Here is a 17,151-nt window from a genome sequence, read left to right as displayed (position 1 = left end):
GACTCCTCGGGCAAGCAGTTCTCGCGCATTTAACGAAAACGGGCGGCGTCTCCGAAGAGACACCGCCCGAATTTCTTCAAACTCGATCTAGCTTAGGCGCTGCGACGACGCAGAACCGCGAGACCGGCCAGGCCAAGGCCCAGCAGCAGCGCAGAAGCGGGCTCCGGAAGGACGACGACCGTAACCGCCATCGGCTGCTGGGTGGCATCCATCCAGGTCAGACCAACGCCATCGATCGCGGTCGAGGTCAGCACGCCAAGATAGTGCTCCACACCACCCGCCGGGACCAGAAGCGGCTGAAAACCCGACGACGGGAAAATGAACAGATTTCCGCCACCGAAGTTGTTTACGCCCGGGTCCGTATCCGTGATCACATCGGGCTTTAGGCCCCCATACGGGGGAAAGGCATTGGGGATGCCCTGGTTGGCCGTGAAGCCGAGGAACTCAGGGTTCAACTGAGAGCCATCACCAACGGCTCCGCTGGTCATCGCGAACGTGAGTCCGGGATTGGCCAAGAAACCGAAATTGACAATTCCAGCTCCGGCATTTTCAGTCAGAGTAAGGTGATACGCACCCGATCCCGGGACGGTGTACGCCTTGAGGATCGTTGCAGCCTGTGTCGGCGCAGAAAATCCGATGGCCAGCGCCACCGCGAGTACTAGAAGTCCAAACCGTCTCATCATTCCCTCCTTCTTGGACCCGATTGCGCCGACTTTTTCGGCCAAGAGTACGCAATCGAGAGCATCGTGAATCATTGTGGGGTTTATATCATGCATCTTAGAGTTTTGAAAAGCAGAAAATGTGTCCAAAAATCGTTTCCATTTTCGGGCACTTAGAGCCCGAGGCGCGGGCCCCCGACCGTTTCGGGTCGGGGTACCCGGGCCCCACTAGCTCAGATCAGTCACCCAGGGCGCAGGCGCCAGAAGTTGGCTGGATGCCTCCTCCCGCTCCGGCCTGGATCGTGGCGATCGACTTGTTGATCGTCAGCTTGAACGCCGCGATGTCATTGGCATCGACTGAAACGGCAAAAAGGCTCCGGTCGCCGTTGACGTCGTACAACTCGCAAGCGGTCGAACCGGTATCGAAGACATCGGTCGGGCACGTCGAGTTGAAGGCGATCGTCTTGTTGATCGCACCCTTGAACGCGCTGATGTCATTCGCATCGATCGCGACATGGAAAACGCCGGGCGCTGCGTAGGCGGTATCGCAGGCATTGCCGATACCGTCGCAGTCGTCGTCAGCCTGCCCACCCGAGGTCGAGTGACCCGCGGGCTGTCCACCCGGAGGAGCCGGGTTGGAGAGAGTCGGGCAGTTGTCGCATGCATCACCAATGCCGTCGCCATCGGTATCCGCATTGGTTGGGTCAGCAACCGTCGGACACAGGTCAGCAGCTCCGCAAACGCCGTCGCGGTCATCATCGGTACCCGCCTGGCACAGACCGCACTCCGGTCCACCATCCACGATTGGGCAGGTGGCTCCTGCAATCTTTACGAGTACGTCACCCGCCTGCGGGAAACCGAGAACGTTGATGTCGCGAATCGGGAATGCAACGGCCGTGCTCCATGTGGGCGGATCGGGATCCGTGTAGCCGTAAGTGCTACTGAAGTGATCAACCGCAGTCTGTGTTGCCTGACGCCAGGGGTACTTCGCGCCCGGGACTCCAGTGACACCGAGGTACGACAGTGTGCCCGCCACGTCGTCCGAACCAGTGTTGCCCGCCGCTCCGCCGCCGAGGATCTGGTCACAAGTATTGAATATATCGCCGGAATCGTTGTCTCCCATGCAACCGGGAACGCCGTCCGGACCTGGGCTGTAGTTGGCGGTGCGCAGCAACGTGCTGCCGGCTGCCACGGTTCCGACTGAAGCAGCCGAGTAGGTGGAGCTGGTACCGACCGTACGGCCGATGGGCAGAGTTGAACCCGCGTTGAACGTTCCACCACTACCTATACCCACGGCCGGGAAGGACAGCGGATCGACTTCGCCAAGATCTACCTTGTCGAAGATGCCGGTGGAGTCGTGATCGCGGAACTCGCCGCTGGCCTCACCCGAGGTTCCGATGATGAAGAGCGGAATCTCGATGTCCACGGCCAGAGACCCCTTGGCGATCATACCCATGCGACCGTGGGTGTTCAGATCCAGCTCGGCCAGTCCGTGGGTGTTGTAACCGACCGGCAGAGCCGATGGGTTGGTGGTTGCATCGTAGGGACCCCAGCAGTAGTAGCACGTGTCAGCCGCGGCACAGCCGCTCACGCCAGCGTTCGGGTCTCCAGCGGTGCTACCCGCGAGCGTGGGATCGCAGGGATCCGGGCTTGCGTCGCAACGACCGATGCGGCCAGGATGGACACGATCGGGATCACCGCCGAGGTAGCAGCGAGAGTCTCCGTCCACCAGCCAGGTGCGCGACGCGATCGGGTTGATGCTGATGACATCGCCTGCGCCAGCGATACGGCCGGTGGAGGCTTCGCCACTCTCAATAGCGAGCTGCAGGCCGGAGTTGTGGTCGATCTGGCCGACGCCATCCGCATAGCCCGGGGCCGTGTTGATGCGCGGATCGGTGAGCGCTTCCATCTCGTAGGTGGTCAGGTCGAAGTCCTTGTAGCAGGTCGGCGGGCAGTCCGGATTCGCGACCTGCTCGCTTGCGGTGATGTCCCTCTCCCAGAGGAAGATCATGCCGCCGTTGCCGTCTTCGTGGCAGTACAGGGGGTTGTTGGGGTCGGTGTTGCTCACTCCACCTGGCACATAACCCGACTTCGGATTGCACAGGAAGTTGACCAGATGGAGGTTGAACGAACCGTTGTTCTCGATCGGGTCATAGGCGTAATCGACCCAATACGAATCGGCTTCCTGTTCGACGACAGTGATGTCGAAACCGCCAGAGAAAGCACCGGTCGTACCGGCCCACGTCGTACGAGCCTGGTTGATCTCACCTGTACCACCGGAACCCGTGATCGTCCCCGGGTCGCGTTGAGGCGAGTAGTTGATGTTCTTGTTCTCGTTCGCGCTGAACCTCGGACCCGAGTTGGTTACGCCCAGACCAGAAGTACCACCGCAGGCGGAGGCGCTGTTGCTGGTCGTAACGGAGTGGAGGCAGATCGCCGTTCCACCGCCCGCCCACGGGCTCATCAGATCGCCGTCCGAGCACAGGCTCTTCGCCGCGGCACCACAGACGGTCGTGGTGAACGTAGCGAGCGAGTCATCGGTTCCCTGGCAGCGGCACGCGGCCGTCACACCGGACATGTCGCAGTTGGGATCCGAGCCACCACCGGCAGCGGAGCACATCGTGCTGTACCCGTCGGTATTGGGGAAAAGTCCCGTCTCTTCATACGAATCCGTCAGACAGGCGACGTTGGCATCTCCAACACAGACACCTCCACCGTCGGGCCAGACGCAATTCGTTGCCAGGTTACCACCGGTGCAAGCACCGGCAGGAACGCGTTGCACTTCGCAGGCCGTACCCGCGGCGAGTCCGGTGCACGGGGCGCCGGTATCGCTATAGCAGGTGTACGGCGCACCGGCAGGACCATTACCTGCGGTGTTGCACGAACGATGTGTTTGATCTACTTGGCCGTTGAGCGTGCTGGCGCTAATGCCTTCATACGGAAATACATCTGCCACTGCCGGCATGGCGAACAACGCCACGACCAAAAGTGTGAATAGTCTTATTGTGACCATTTCCCCTCCCTTAAAACTCACCTATGTCTCCCTCAGCGCCACAGCGCTATCAGTAGGCTCTCATGAATCGAGATGAAAACCAACCCTTTTTGCGTCTTCCTGTCATGAAGTTAACGTGGGTTGCGCGTGAGATTTGTGGCGGTATTGGCCGGAAACCGGCGACACATCGCACCGATCCCGACGGCAAGCAAGAGAGCCAACAATCCGTAAATATTGACTTTTCGGATTTCGCTGGACGCCGCACCGGCGTCGGAATCCGGCTCTCGGGCGGCGATTTCTTCGGGTAGCCCGAGCGCAGAGATTATCTCCCATATGAGATATTTTCCCTACAGAAAGAAACGCCCCGTGGGCCTTGAGGCTCATGGGGCGTTTCTGTGTGGACTGTAGCGTCCCTAACCTGTTATCTGCTGAGGATCTCCCCCAGCGCGACTTGCTATAGGGAATTGATCCCCCTAGAGGTCCGCAAAGACCTCTAGTAAGCGTTGTTTCGAGGAGTGGCGCAGTTTCTCGATCGCCCGCGCCTCGAGCTGGCGCACGCGCTCGCGGGACAGGCCCAGCTTTTCCCCGATCTCTTCCAGGGTGTGGTCCTGTTCTCCCTTCATGCCGAAACGCCAGCGCAAGATGTTGCGCTCCCGCTCGTTGAGTTGAGAGATCGATTCCTCCGTCGCCTTTTCCAGCCGGAAACGATCCAGACCGTCCAGCGGCGAGATGCTGGTCGGATCCTTTACGAAGTCCTTGAGCACCTTCGAGTCCGTCCCCTTCACCTGCGTTTCGAGCGAAACCGGCTCGCGCGTCATCTTCTGGAGACGCTCCGTCTGCTCGACTGTGATCTTCAACTCCTTGGCGAGCTCCGAGTTTTTCGGCTCGCGACCGAGCCTCTTCGAGAGCGCATTGAAGGTCCGGTAGTACTTCAAGAGCGTGTCGTGCATATGACTCGGAATACGGATCGTTCGCGACTGATTCTGGATGGCGCGGATCAGTGCCTGCCGGATCCACCAGAGTGCGTAGGTCGAGAACTTGTGACCGCGGCGATAGTCGAACTTCTCGACCGCGCGAATCAGCCCGAGGTTGCCTTCCTGAATCAGGTCCTGGAACGCGATACCCATGTTCCGGTAGTCCTTGGCAATCGCGATGACCAGCTTCAGGTTGTGCTGCACAAACTTGTTCTTGTGGTACATGAGCCGGTCGTAGGCCATATCCACCTGGTCCATCAGCTTCAGGAAATCCGGAGTCCGCATGCCGACCGACTTCTCGACTTCGCGCAACTGCTTGCGCAATGCTCGTACGTCGCGATCGCGTTCGACCTTGCCCTTTTCGCTGCGAGGCATGCGCTTGGGCGACTTCAGGCTTTCGATCTGGCGATCGAACCCTTGCATGGTGTCACGCGCACTTCGCAGCTTGCGCCGTACCCGCTCGAAGATCTGCATCGACAGATCCGCTTCCTTGAGCTTCCTCTGGATGCTCTTTGCGACGCGGTCGGTCTTGTCCTTCTCCGGTTTGGCTTCGGCATTCAATTCGTCGTATTTGGCGAGTTGTGCTTCCACCCGCTTGAGGCACTTGTCGAGTCGTTCGCCGCGTTCCTCACCGTCCGGTGTACCCGAACCGTAGGCCTCGGACATCTTTGCAGTCACGCGATTCTCGTTCTGCAATCCGATCCAGATCTCTACGGCCTCGCGCCAGGTAAACGGCACCGAGAGAATGCCCGCGCGCATTTCGAACGTGGCCGTCTCCATCTCCTTCGCGAGCATCACTTCCTGTTCCTTTGTCAAGGTCGGAATGCTGGCGATGTCGTTGAAATAGGAGAGCAACGTATTGCGGTTGCGCGCCGCTTCCTCTTCGGGGTCCACGTTGCTGTGTTTCGGATCTACGGTGGTGTCCTTGGCGCTCATACTTCTCGCTCTGTCATTTGATGGCACCCCCGATCGGCGCGGCCTTGCGCGCTGATTAAGGACTACCCGTTCGCTGGTCGGTGCTTCCCGGACAATCGATGCGGTCGGCCGGGCGCCCGGTCCGGGTGAGCGCCGCGGGTTGATCTGTTTTCTCGTTCACGGGGCAGTCGATCAAGGCGGCCCCCCTTAGATGCCTCGATCCCCGACGAGATTTTGCTTTTGGCCGATTTCAGCAGCGCCGTCGAGGTCGGCCTTGCCTGACCTTCGACGCATTGTGTCAACTTGCAGGTACAAAAAAAGGCTCCGCGCGCGCTCCACGACACCCATACCTGGTGTCGTGAACGGGGGGCCGACGTAGGAATGCAACTCGGTCAGTCTCTTCTCTGCCGCCAAACTACGCGACTTGAGGACTTGTGTCAAGCTCGACATGAGAATTGGAATCATCAACCAAATCAAGTAGATAGACCAGAACATGCGGCCTCGTAGGCGCGCATCTTCGAAGAATGGACCGGCGAGATTGCAGTTCACCGGGACCCGATATAGATCCGACGAGCAGGCGACCGGCAGATTCGACGGGTTGCGTCGAAAAATCCCTCGCCCGGGGGCCCTCAGAGGTCTCGTCGCTTTCGGATCAGGGCCATCAGTTCGGTCCGGGTCTTCGAGTTCGTCTGGAACTCCCCGAGCATGGCGCTGGTGATGGTGTAGGAGTTCTGCTTCTGGACCCCGCGCATCATCATGCACAGGTGCTGGCCCTCCATGATGACTGCGACTCCCCTGGGGCTAAGAACCCGGTCGATCTCCCCGGCCACGTCATTGGTCAAGCGCTCCTGGACCTGGAGCCGACGAGAATACATGTCGATCAGACGCGGGATCTTCGACAATCCCACGACCTTCCCGGCCGGCAGATAGGCCACGTGGGCCCGGCCGAAAAACGGCAGCATGTGGTGCTCGCACAAGCTGTAGAAATCGACGTCCTTCACGAGCAACATCTCGTCGTATTCCTCTTCGAAAACCGCCCCATTGAGAATCTCCTGGGGATCCTGCTGGTAGCCCTGCGTCAGGAATTCGATGGCCCGCGACACACGTTCAGGCGTTTTCCTGAGTCCCTGCCGGGTCGGGTCTTCGCCGATTTCCTTGATCAGAGCTTCGATCAGACCTTCGCTCACCTTCATGCGTTCAAATCCTCGTAATACTCGACAGAGTTGTTCCTGGTTTCGACCAGTCGAACGCGGTGCAACTGCGCGGGAGCGAGTTCACCTTTGAGTGCGTCCCATATGTAGCGCGCGATGTTCTCCGCCGTCGGTACAGTGCGCAAGAACTCGGGAATTTCGCGGTTCAGAAATGTGTGATCCAGAGGTTCGATCACCCGCTCGCGAATGATGTTGTCCATGCGCTCCCAGGAAACGACTCGACCCGTGTCGGGATCTGGATCGCCTCGGACGCTCACGAATACTTCGTAGTTATGTCCGTGCCCCGCCGGATTCGCGCACTTCCCATACACACTCCGGTTTCGATCTTCGTCCCAGTCGGAGCGGCGGAGAACATGCGCTGCGCTGAAATAGTAGCGGCGAATCACGATCGTCATCGCGTCACCTCTACCGCGCAATCGCGGTTCGGCATCAGCCGAACCCGCTGAAGAAGCCCATTGGGCAACGCGGCCTCGAGCAGATCGAAGATGACCCTCACAAGATTCTCGGCGGTCGGTGCATCGTGCGCGAAAAAGTCCGTATCTGTGTTCAGGTCGCGATGATCGAAGCGGCGGCCGATTTCAGACTCCATCACTTCCTTGAGTTCCTTCAGGTCGATCACCATGCCGGTCTGAGGGTCCACCTTCCAGCCGACACTGACCTCGAGCACGTAGTTGTGGCCGTGGCTCGGCTGATCGGCCCGGGGACCGAAGGCGTCGAGATTTCGCGCCTGGTCCCAGTCGGCCCGGCGCACACAGTGCGAGGCCGAGAAATCCATCCGACGAGTCAGCAGCATTCGCCGACAGTCTACACGTTCGCCGCACACAGGTCGCGACCGCTGCCGCGGACCTGATATGGAATCCTCAATGATTCCGGACTAGTAACCCCGTATGAGGCCGACGACGACACCCTGGATATCGATGTCTTCGGCCGGAAACTCCATCGCTCGGAGACGCTCGTTCGCGGGCACGAGCCGGATCTTGCCGCCGTCCTGATAGAACTTCTTGAGTGTGCACTCCTCGCGCCGGATCAGCGCGACCACGGTCTCGCCCGCCCGCGGAAGATTCCTCGACTCCAGGATCACGACGTCTCCATCGACGATGTGGTCTTCGATCATCGAGTCGCCCTGCACGCGCAGTCCGAAGCACTGCCTGCGACCTACCATCTGCGCCGGAACCCCGATCGATTCGGGATTTGCGACCGCCTCGATGGGGCCGCCCGCCGCGACGTTTCCCATCAACTGGATCTCGACGCTGTCGGAGCGCGGCGCCTGATCGACAACCTCGATGGAACGACTGCGATTCCAGGCTTTTCGCAGCAGTCCCTTCTCCACGAGATTCTGGACATGCTTGTGGACCGTCGCCACCGACGACAACCCAAAACGCTCGCCAATCTCTTCGAGACTCGGCGCGTAGCCATCCTCGCCAAGCGACTCGCAGATGAAATCGAAAATCTCTTTCTGCCGTTTGGTCAGATGCATCTGGACCCCCAATCTCTGCCGCTATCCGAGAAACCAGCGCTTTCGATCCCATCCTTGGGTCAATGCCTGGTTCTCGTGACCGATCATCCTACTCTAAACTGAGAACCAGTTTTTGCGGGGGGATTCGCGATCTTTTGCCGGTTCCGATCGGCCCCCGTTGAAATTCACGAAAATCAAGCCAATGAGTGGCCGACGAGCGACGCTCTCCACGTTCCGCCGGGTTCCCCTGGAACTGCCACCTTCGGGACCTGCCTGAACGTCTGGGAAATTGTTTTCCAGACGTTCTAGAGAGTCCGTCGCCGAGCCAAGATGAGCTTAATCGAAAAAACAGCGAAAATCAACGGATTCCTGGCCGCATTTGCGACAATTCTAGGTGCGTCCTCCTGGTTCCAGCCCGCAGTTGCAGGCTCCGATCTCTGGTGGCATCTGGCCTCGGGCCGCGACATCCTCGAGCGCGGTGGCGTCCCGCGCGCCGACCACTTCTCCTGGACTGCGGCGGGCGACGAGTGGATGAACCACGAGTGGCTCTGGGACATCGTGTACTGGAGCGCGTACTCGTTTCATCCGGAGTTGGTCGCCTGGCTCAACCTGGCGTTGCTGGTCGCGATTTTCAGCCTCGCCTTCGCGGTCGCCCGGCGCGTGAGCGGCTCGGCGTTCGCTGCGGGGGCGGCAATCTGGCTGGCGGCTTCGAGCGCCTTCTGGTTTCTCGATATCCGCCCGCATCTGACGACACTGCTACTGACAGGGATCTTCCTGCTGACCCGCGATCATCCGCGCGCGCACTGGTTCTGGCCACCGGCCATGGTGATCTGGTGCAACACACACGGTGGCTTCGCATTCGGTTACGGAATGATCGGTCTGCACGTGCTCGTGAAGACTCTTCGCCTTTGCGCCGACGCCCGCCGCCTCGTGATCCCATGGCCACTGTGGTTCAGCGTCGCCGGTTGCACGCTCGCATTTCTGGTCAACCCGTGGGGCTACCGGATCCTCGAGTACCCTCTGGCCTACCTCGACTCCGATTCTCCGTTTCGGCTTCTGGTCGAGTGGCGACCGCCCGAATTCGAACTATCGCTGCGCCTGTTCGAAGGCCGCTTCTGGTTGATCGGACTGTTCGCGATCATCGGCACGCTGCTTGGGCTATTGGGCTCCGTGCGCGGTCTCTCGGACGGTCTGCGGGAAAAGGGCTTGCCCGCGTTCCCGAAGATCGACCCCTACTTGATATGCCTGGCGGCGGTCTGCTTCGAGATGGCCGTCACCTCGCGTCGCTTCATTCCACTTTTCGGAATCGTCGCCGCCCCACTGGTCGCCTCAGGGATTCGATGGGGACGCGACGTGGCCTCGGTGGGGCTGCCGGTTCTTCGCACACAGGCCGCCGGACTCACCGCGATTGTCGCGGCCGTTCTGGTGGGCTCGCTGCTCTGGACGGACGTGCGCATCCACCCGCGCCTCCTGCATCGCTGGACCGAGGGCAATCTGTACCCGGAAGCCTCGTTGCGATACCTCCAGGCGCTAAATCCCGGAAAACGCCTGCTCAACTACTACAACTGGGGCGGCTACATCATGCTGCACGCGCCCGAGTTCAAGGTGTTCATCGACGGCCGTGCGAACACGTTGTACGGAGAAAAGATCTACAACGACTACCAGGCAATGCTAAATAGCGCGCCCGGGCTCGCAGCTCGCATGAGCCAGTACCCGGCCGACGCCGCTATCTTGCCCGGTGGAATCGGTCGACTTGCACGCAAAATGACTGAACCGCCACTCTCGTGGAAGATCGTCTACATGGATCAGCTGGCGGTAATTCTTCTGCCGCCCAACTCTCCGAGACTCCGCGAGCCCCTTCCGGATGCCGAACTCGTGGTTGGGGACCACCCGGATTTCCTGCTCGCACGCGGAGCGCTGGCGATGAGCCAATCCGATCTCCAGGGCGGGATTCACCTGATCCGCCAGGCCCTGAAAAAGGATCCGCTGCTGGTCCGAGCCTGGAGTCGACTGGTGCGGATCCTGGGCAGTCAGGGGCAGATCGAGCAGATTCGTCAGGAGATTGAGAGGGCGATCGACCTGCAGCCCCGAAGACGCTTCCATCTGCGCAGCACCGAAGCCGTGGCCTACGAACTGGCCGGAGAACCCGATCTCGCACTCTCCGCGCTGCGCGAGGGCGTGCCCGCCGGGCCGTTTGCCAATCGCGCGGTCTCCCGTGCTCGGATCGCCGCTCTGGAGCGGACGATCGCCGGCGGCGACACTCGCGAGCGCACCCGGTAGCCCGGCGCGGGTGGTCTCCCGGGGGTCGCAACCCTCGGTCACGGGCGTGAGTGAACCGGTTGACAGTCCCGGACTCGGTCCTACTCTGCCGCGGGTCCCGGCGACCGGCGGCCCGACCCCGTTTCCGCGTGCTCGATTTCGGGCAAAAAATTGCGCCCGTGGACGACTTCAGGCGACTTCAGGGAGACAGCAGAAATGAAAATCCGACCGCTTCAGGATCGAGTCCTCGTCCAAAGGGTGGAGGAGGAGGAGAAGACAGCCGGGGGAATCATCATCCCCGACTCGGCAAAGGAACGCCCCCAGGAGGGCATCGTCGCAGCCACTGGTAAAGGCAAAGTGAGCGACGACGGCAAGATTCATCCGCTAGACGTTGCAGAAGGCGACCGCGTCTTGTTCGGCAAGTACAGCGGCAACGAAGTCACACTCGACGGATTGGACTACGTGATTTTGAGAGAGGACGAGATCCTCGCAATCACGGGTTCCCGCAAGAAGAAATAGGCAAAGCCGAGGAGATCACTTTCGATGGGTGCAAAGGAAATCAAGTTCGACAGTCAGGCCGCAGACGCGCTCGCCCGCGGGGTCAACACGATGGCAAATGCCGTCAAGGTGACCCTGGGACCGAAGGGGCGCAACGTCATCATCGAGAAGAGCTTTGGCTCCCCCGTCGTCACGAAGGACGGCGTATCGGTAGCCAAAGAAATCGAACTCGAGGACAAGTTCGAGAACATGGGCGCACAGATGGTCAAGGAGGTCGCCTCGAAGACTTCCGATGTCGCCGGAGACGGAACCACGACCGCGACGGTGATCTCGCAGGCCATCTTCCGCGAGGGCCTCAAGATGGTTTCGTCGGGTCACAGCCCGATCGAACTGAAGCGCGGCATCGACACGGCGGTCGAGGCCATCGTCGCTGAACTCGGAAAACAATCGAAGCCGACGCGTGATCGCTCCGACATCGCACAGGTAGGTGCGATCAGCGCCAATAATGACGAGGAAATCGGCAATATCATCGCCGATGCGATGGAGCGCGTGGGTCGCGAAGGCGTGATCACCGTGGAAGAGAACAAGACGCTCGATACGATTCTGGAAGTCGTCGAGGGCATGCAGTTCGACCGCGGGTACCTGTCTCCGTACTTCATCACAGATCCGGAGCGCATGGAGGCGGTGATCGAAGAACCGCTGATCCTGCTCAACGAAAAGAAGATCTCGAACATGAAGGATCTGCTGCCCGTTCTGGAGCAGGTTGCGAAGCTCGGTCGCCCGTTGCTGATACTCGCCGAGGATCTCGAAGGTGAAGCACTGGCGACTCTGGTCGTGAACAAGATCCGCGGCACTCTCAACGTCGCAGCGGTCAAGGCTCCGGGGTTCGGAGATCGCCGCAAGTCCATGCTCGAAGACATGGCCATCCTGACCGGTGGCCAGGTGATCGCAGAAGAACTCGGCATCAAGCTCGAGAACATCACGATCAACGATCTGGGCAAGGCGAGCCGTGTGGTGATCGACAAAGACAACACGACGATCATCCAGGGCGGTGGAAAGAAGAAGGACATCGAAGCTCGCTGCAACGAGATCCGCAAGCAGATCGAAGACACCACTTCGGACTACGACCGGGAGAAGCTGCAGGAGCGGCTGGCAAAACTCGCGGGTGGTGTGGCCGTCGTGAAAGTCGGTGCTGCAACCGAGAGCGAGATGAAAGAAAAGAAGGCCCGCGTCGAAGACGCTCTGCACGCGACGCGCGCAGCCGTCGAGGAAGGCATCGTTCCGGGCGGCGGCGTAGCGCTGATTCGCTCCAAGGGATCGATCGAAAGCCTCAAGGGCAAGAACTCCGAACAGCAGGCCGGTATCGACATCGTCCTGCGAGCCATTGAAGAGCCACTGCGCATGATTGCGCAGAACGCGGGCCAGGAAGGCTCGGTCATCGTCGACAAGGTCGCGTCCGGAAAGGGCGCCTTTGGCTTCAACGCCGCGACCGATAGTTTCGAAGACCTGGTCAAGGCTGGTGTGATCGATCCGACCAAGGTCGTGCGCACGGCGCTGCAGAACGCGGCCAGCGTCTCGGGACTCCTGCTGACGACTGAGGCCATGATCGGCGAGAAGCCCGATGAAGGCGGCGACGCGCCGCCCATAGGTATGTAGGCTCATCGTCCATGCGATCTCGACGGCCCCGGCGGAGTTGTCTCCGTCGGGGCCGTCCTGTCTCTGATGTCGGCTGGGCTTTCAAGCGAAGTCCAGTCGAAACCGATTGCCAACACGTAGCCCACCCAACCTGGAGGGGTTTCGCTCGTGTCGGCGGACCATCAGAAGCAATTCCTGATCGATCGACTTCGATCTTTCGGGATCGAAATGAAGATCGAAAGCGGGGCCAACCTGGCCGTGGGCGAACTCGTGCTCTCTACGACGCCCTTTGAGACCCTCGGCCCACCATTTCCCATCGAGCGTGCACGTTTCTTCACGGTCGATCACAAGAGCCTGAAGTTCTTTCAGCCGCGCCCGCTATTCGACCTTCCAGCGATCGAAGTAGGCACCTGTGATTCAGCTGCGGACATCGAGTCGCGACTGCGCCGCGCCTGGTCTGTGGCACAAGGGGAACTCACCGCTGCGCGCGAGCGATTTCGGGCCCGGCGCATCGACGCCCGTAGCGCGCACCGCGGTACGCGGCTGCAGATTCCCTTGAACGACTTTAGCTGCAAGAGCGTTGAGGTTCGCTCACCGGTAGAGATCCAGTTGCCCAGCGTCGGTCCGTTGGCGGATGTGTCGCTCGCTTCACCAAAAGACCGTCGCTTCAGGCCGTACGAAGATGCGAGAGCAAGTGAACTCGAAATCGCCCTGACGACCGAAATGGGACGGCTTGCGCGCGACGCTGCAAAGAAGCAGCGAACCGAACAGTTGGCCCGTGCTTCGGAAAGGCCTGCTCTGAGCCTGGACGTGGCAGCCAAGAAGGCCGATGACCACCGCGTGCTCGTCGTGGCACAACAGGGGCTGCTGCGGGATCAACTCGTGGCGGAACTACCCTCGAGAGAGATCCGACCCGACATACCCAGGGATCCGACCAGGGCTCTGGATGCGTTCCGGCGACACAGTTACGAACTCGTGTTGATCCAGGCGCAGATGCCCCGGATCGATGGTTTCGAGCTGACGGTGCGCATGCGCAATATTGCGGGAATCGAGCAACTGCCGATCGTCCTGCTCGAAGAACGCTCCCGTAGTGCCAGCCAGGTGGCCGCGCAGGCCGCAGGCGCCTCCGCCTACCTGCCCGGTCCATTCGAATGGGACGGCGTCATCGCGACCTTCGACAATATGCTCGATAACTCCAGCGAACGGCGATTCTCGCGCTTTCCCGCGCGCTTTCGCGTCAGGACCCACGAACGGGACCTCGACTGGGATGACCTGACGGAATCCGTTGCGCGCGGCGGGCTCACGCTGCGAACCCGCCGCGAGATCGAACTCGGTCGCGACGAACACTATCGAATCGCGCTGCCGAAACCGCTGGGCGAAATCGACGTGGTCGGACGAGTTGTTTCGCGCGTCAATCTTCCCGGCTTTGCCAGTGTGCTGGCAGGGGTCCGCCTGCTGCACTTCCACGGGGATGGTGAAGTGCGCTGGATCCGCGTGATCGAGTACCTCGCAGCGCGCGCACTCAAGCGTTCCTGAGCGGAAGTCTGCGCGGCCGAGGGTCGCTAGCCGCCGAGCTGCTCGCGCGCCTTCTCGATGTCGGCATCCATGATGGTCTTGCGGCGCTCTTTTTGAGCGGAAGCACTCGCTTCCTGGGCCAGACGGGCGACGTAGCTTTCGGTCGCGGCAACAGCCAGGTCGACCGCGGAAGAAGATGTCCTGAGTTCGCTGCCGTGCTTGGTGAGCAGGCGCTTGACGGCTGCTGCGGGAAGTTCTGCCATTTGAGTCTCTCTGGCCCCCTGGTGTTGGTTGGAGTAATGCAGCGCCTTAGGATTCCCAGATCCAGACTACGCGTCAAGCGTAGAGGCTTCCTGAGAGGTCAGAAATTCCACAACCGATGCTGCGACCTTCACACTTTCGCGATCGACCGGAAGAACATGGCCGGAATCTTCGAGGATGAGAGTCTCGATCTGAGGTGATTTCACTCCATTTATGATCTGATCCAGGTTCTGCAGGTCTACGGTCTCGTCACAGCGGCTGAAGATGAGCTGCAGAGGGGCGTCGATCCGTGCCAGATCACCTCGGACCCGACGCGCCAGATGGATCAACTGGTTGACCGAAGACAGCGGCATGCGGTCGTAACCCGGGTGCACCGCTCGTGCTTGCGGGTCGAGGATGCCGGGCGTCTTGGGAATCTCCCGCAACCAGCGATGGAGCAAGGGGACGCCGTAGCGTACCGCGCGCCCCAGTCGCAGGGGCGCGGCCATGATCACCGCCCCGGCCACCGGGCGATTCTGCGCGAGCGCAAGGCTCAGGAGACCGCCGAGTGAGAGACCCAGCACGTACACACGCGGATGTCGCTTGGCGAGTGCATCCCACGCGCGCTCGACGGCCTCTAGCCACTGCTGATGGGAAACGATCGACAACTCTGCGGGGGTCGTGCCGTGTCCGGGTAGCAGAGGTCCAACGCAGACAAAGCCGTTGTGCGCGAGCGCCTCGGCGATGGGCCGCACCTCGTAGGGAGTGCCGGTGAGTCCGTGGACGCACAGTACGGCCGGTCCGTCTCCACTAACGTCGCCCAGTTCGAAAGGACCGGATTCGATCGTCACGAGAGTTCTTCTTCGGCGCGGCGTTCAGCAGCGCGATACACGCGCCCAAGCGGAACGCTGTGTTTGCGTGCCGCACGCGCGCACGCCTCGTATTCGGGCGCGGCACTCGTGGCACCGTCGGGAGCGCGTGCGATCTTGACGCGAATCGCACCGTAATCCGTCTGCACCGTGAGGTTCTCGCGCTTGAGCAAGAGCCTGGGAAGCTCACTGAAGCGAACCCCCAATGCGCTGGACTCCAACAAGACGCGACGTGCGAGTCGATCCCTATCCGAGGGTCGGGCCAGCACGCGCAACAACTGCCCCATACGCCCCTTCTTCATGGTCAGGGAACTCAATGAAGCGTCGAGCGCACCGTCTTCCATCAACCGTTCCAGAAGAAACGGCAGGTGTTCCGGATGTGTATCGTCCAGGTGAGTCTCGATTACACTCACCGTGTCGCGAGCGAGCGCATCGTTGGACACACCCAGTGCAACGCGCAGAGTGTTGGGCATGGGGCCGGAGCGATCCTGGCCCGCGCCAAATCCCTGGTCGAGCGGGGTGATCGCCGGCATCGGTCCCCACTCGTCCACCAGAACTCGCAACAACGCAGCGCCCGTTGGCGTTACGGTTTCCCAGGGGACATCGACCGGGTACGTGGGGATCCCGGCCAGCAGGAGCAAGCTCGCGGGAGCTGGCAGGGGCAGCACACCGTGTTCGGTCTTCACCTGGCCGTGTCCCAAGGCCAGGGGCGAACTGCTCACGTGCGACACCTCGAGCGCATCCAAGGCTGCGCATACACCGACGATGTCGCCGATTGCATCGATTGCACCGACTTCGTGGAAATGAACGCGCTCCGGCGCAACTCCGTGTACTCGAGCCTCGGACTCGGCCAGAGCTTCGAATACTTCAAGACTTCGTTCGCGTACGCGATTGCGCAGCGGAGCCTTGCTGATCAGCTTGCGGATCTCGGCCCAGCGGCGTTGCTTGGAATCTCGGGCCGGTCCTCGGAACTGCACATAGCGGGCGGCAATCGCTCCCCGTTTCACGTTCGAGACACGCATGCGAATGCCGTCAACACCCAGGCAGCTGATTTGTTCTCGCACCTGACGCGCAGACGCCCCCACGTCGAGCAAGGCGCCCAGGAGCATATTGCCGGCAGCCCCGGAATAGCAATCAAAATGCAGAAGGCGCCCCTCGGCTGCCTTTCGCTTACGAGCGATTGATGAGCGACGCGACATTCGCCGCCCCGAAGCCGTTGTCAATATTCACCACCGTCACGTTCGAGGCACAGGAGTTGATCATGCCGAGCAATGCGGCAATACCGCCAAAAGATGCACCGTAGCCGATGCTCGTGGGAACGGCGACCACGGGCCGCTCCACCAGGCCTCCGATCACCGAAGGCAGTGCACCCTCCATCCCGGCGATCGCGATCACTACATTCGCCGACCGCAGGACGTCGATCGAAGCGAGTAGTCGGTGCAGACCGGCCACTCCCACGTCGTACAAGCGCTCGACCTTGTTGCCCAGAAACTCCGCAACCAGGGCGGCTTCCTCGGCCACCGGAAGGTCCGAGGTTCCGCCAGTCACGACCGCGATGGGGCCGCGTCCGGCGATGCGCCGTTCCCCGACGCGTAGAGCGAGCATCCGGGCTTCGGGATGGAACTCGATCTCGGGAATCCGCGCGCCTACGGCGCGCGCGACATCGGACTCGACGCGCGTGACCAGGGCATTCTGATCCGCGTCCCGCAGCGTCTCGACGATGCGTACGATCTGGTCCACCGTCTTGCCCAGTCCGAAGACAACCTCAGGGGTACCCTGGCGCAGGGCGCGATGCGTATCGACACGCGCGTCACCCAGAGCCCGGAACGGAAGCCGCGCAAGTTCTTCCAGAACGTCCTCGCGAGAAAGCTCGCGCCGCTCGAAGCGCTCCAGAAGACGGGTCAGGTGATCTCGGTCCATTCCCCAAG

The 17,151-nt window shown here is 61.1% G+C and carries 16 protein-coding genes; 5 read left to right on the top strand and 11 right to left on the bottom strand.

Annotation, left to right across the window (positions count from 1 at the left end; all coding sequences use genetic code 11):
• Positions 1 to 92: 92 nt before the first annotated feature.
• Positions 93 to 680, bottom strand: coding sequence for a VPLPA-CTERM sorting domain-containing protein (locus GY725_05015; protein ID MCP4003535.1), 588 nt, complete (start codon positions 678 to 680; stop codon positions 93 to 95).
• 217 nt (positions 681 to 897) lie between these two features.
• On the bottom strand, positions 898 to 3,672 hold the full coding sequence (locus GY725_05010) for a hypothetical protein (protein ID MCP4003534.1): 2,775 nt from the start codon (positions 3,670 to 3,672) through the stop codon (positions 898 to 900).
• Positions 3,673 to 3,734: 62 nt separating this feature from the next.
• On the opposite strand from GY725_05010, the gene GY725_05005 reads away from it, so the two are divergent.
• Entirely contained in the window at positions 3,735 to 3,959 is a 225-nt protein-coding gene (locus GY725_05005; GenBank protein ID MCP4003533.1) for a hypothetical protein, read from the top strand.
• Positions 3,960 to 4,124: 165 nt separating this feature from the next.
• On the opposite strand, the gene GY725_05000 is transcribed toward GY725_05005, so the two are convergent.
• The 5 genes from GY725_05000 to lexA form a co-directional block, all read right to left on the bottom strand.
• Positions 4,125 to 5,561, bottom strand: a complete 1,437-nt coding sequence (locus GY725_05000; protein ID MCP4003532.1) for a sigma-70 family RNA polymerase sigma factor — start codon at positions 5,559 to 5,561, stop codon at positions 4,125 to 4,127.
• 608 nt (positions 5,562 to 6,169) lie between these two features.
• Positions 6,170 to 6,733, bottom strand: a complete 564-nt coding sequence (folE, locus tag GY725_04995) for a GTP cyclohydrolase I FolE (GenBank protein MCP4003531.1) — start codon at positions 6,731 to 6,733, stop codon at positions 6,170 to 6,172.
• Positions 6,730 to 7,146 (bottom strand): 6-carboxytetrahydropterin synthase, encoded by a 417-nt coding sequence (locus GY725_04990; GenBank protein ID MCP4003530.1) that lies wholly within the window; start codon positions 7,144 to 7,146, stop codon positions 6,730 to 6,732. The genes folE and GY725_04990 overlap by 4 nt, the downstream gene beginning before the upstream one ends.
• Entirely contained in the window at positions 7,143 to 7,544 is a 402-nt protein-coding gene (locus GY725_04985; GenBank protein MCP4003529.1) for a 6-carboxytetrahydropterin synthase, read from the bottom strand. The genes GY725_04990 and GY725_04985 overlap by 4 nt, the downstream gene beginning before the upstream one ends.
• 81 nt (positions 7,545 to 7,625) lie before the next feature.
• Complete coding sequence (lexA, locus tag GY725_04980; GenBank protein ID MCP4003528.1) at positions 7,626 to 8,228, bottom strand: transcriptional repressor LexA; 603 nt, start codon at positions 8,226 to 8,228, stop codon at positions 7,626 to 7,628.
• Between the two features lie 309 nt (positions 8,229 to 8,537).
• Between lexA and GY725_04975 the strand changes: the two genes are divergently transcribed.
• The 4 genes from GY725_04975 (at position 8,538) to GY725_04960 (ending at position 14,135) form a co-directional block, all read left to right on the top strand.
• On the top strand, positions 8,538 to 10,487 hold the full coding sequence (locus tag GY725_04975) for a hypothetical protein (GenBank protein ID MCP4003527.1): 1,950 nt from the start codon (positions 8,538 to 8,540) through the stop codon (positions 10,485 to 10,487).
• 195 nt (positions 10,488 to 10,682) lie between these two features.
• Positions 10,683 to 10,985, top strand: a complete 303-nt coding sequence (locus GY725_04970; protein MCP4003526.1) for a co-chaperone GroES — start codon at positions 10,683 to 10,685, stop codon at positions 10,983 to 10,985.
• Positions 10,986 to 11,009: 24 nt separating this feature from the next.
• Positions 11,010 to 12,620 (top strand): chaperonin GroEL, encoded by a 1,611-nt coding sequence (gene groL / locus GY725_04965; GenBank protein ID MCP4003525.1) that lies wholly within the window; start codon positions 11,010 to 11,012, stop codon positions 12,618 to 12,620.
• Positions 12,621 to 12,827: 207 nt separating this feature from the next.
• Positions 12,828 to 14,135: a response regulator gene (locus GY725_04960; protein ID MCP4003524.1), complete on the top strand. Its 1,308-nt coding sequence runs from the start codon at positions 12,828 to 12,830 to the stop codon at positions 14,133 to 14,135.
• A 26-nt stretch (positions 14,136 to 14,161) separates the two neighbouring features.
• On the opposite strand, the gene GY725_04955 is transcribed toward GY725_04960, so the two are convergent.
• The 4 genes from GY725_04955 to larB form a co-directional block, all read right to left on the bottom strand.
• A complete protein-coding gene (locus tag GY725_04955) occupies positions 14,162 to 14,377 on the bottom strand; it encodes a hypothetical protein (GenBank protein MCP4003523.1) in 216 nt (71 codons plus the stop codon).
• Positions 14,378 to 14,443: 66 nt separating this feature from the next.
• Entirely contained in the window at positions 14,444 to 15,205 is a 762-nt protein-coding gene (locus tag GY725_04950; GenBank protein ID MCP4003522.1) for an alpha/beta fold hydrolase, read from the bottom strand.
• The gene (gene larC, locus GY725_04945) at positions 15,202 to 16,332 is read right to left on the bottom strand and encodes a nickel pincer cofactor biosynthesis protein LarC (protein MCP4003521.1); all 1,131 of its coding nucleotides are present in this window, start codon (positions 16,330 to 16,332) and stop codon (positions 15,202 to 15,204) included. The genes GY725_04950 and larC overlap by 4 nt, the downstream gene beginning before the upstream one ends.
• 61 nt (positions 16,333 to 16,393) lie before the next feature.
• Positions 16,394 to 17,143: a nickel pincer cofactor biosynthesis protein LarB gene (gene larB, locus GY725_04940; protein ID MCP4003520.1), complete on the bottom strand. Its 750-nt coding sequence runs from the start codon at positions 17,141 to 17,143 to the stop codon at positions 16,394 to 16,396.
• Positions 17,144 to 17,151: the final 8 nt, after the last annotated feature.

This window comes from bacterium, from assembly GCA_024226335.1.
GTDB lineage: Bacteria > Myxococcota_A > UBA9160 > SZUA-336 > SZUA-336 > JAAELY01.
This window is presented reverse-complemented; position numbering and strand designations above follow the sequence as displayed.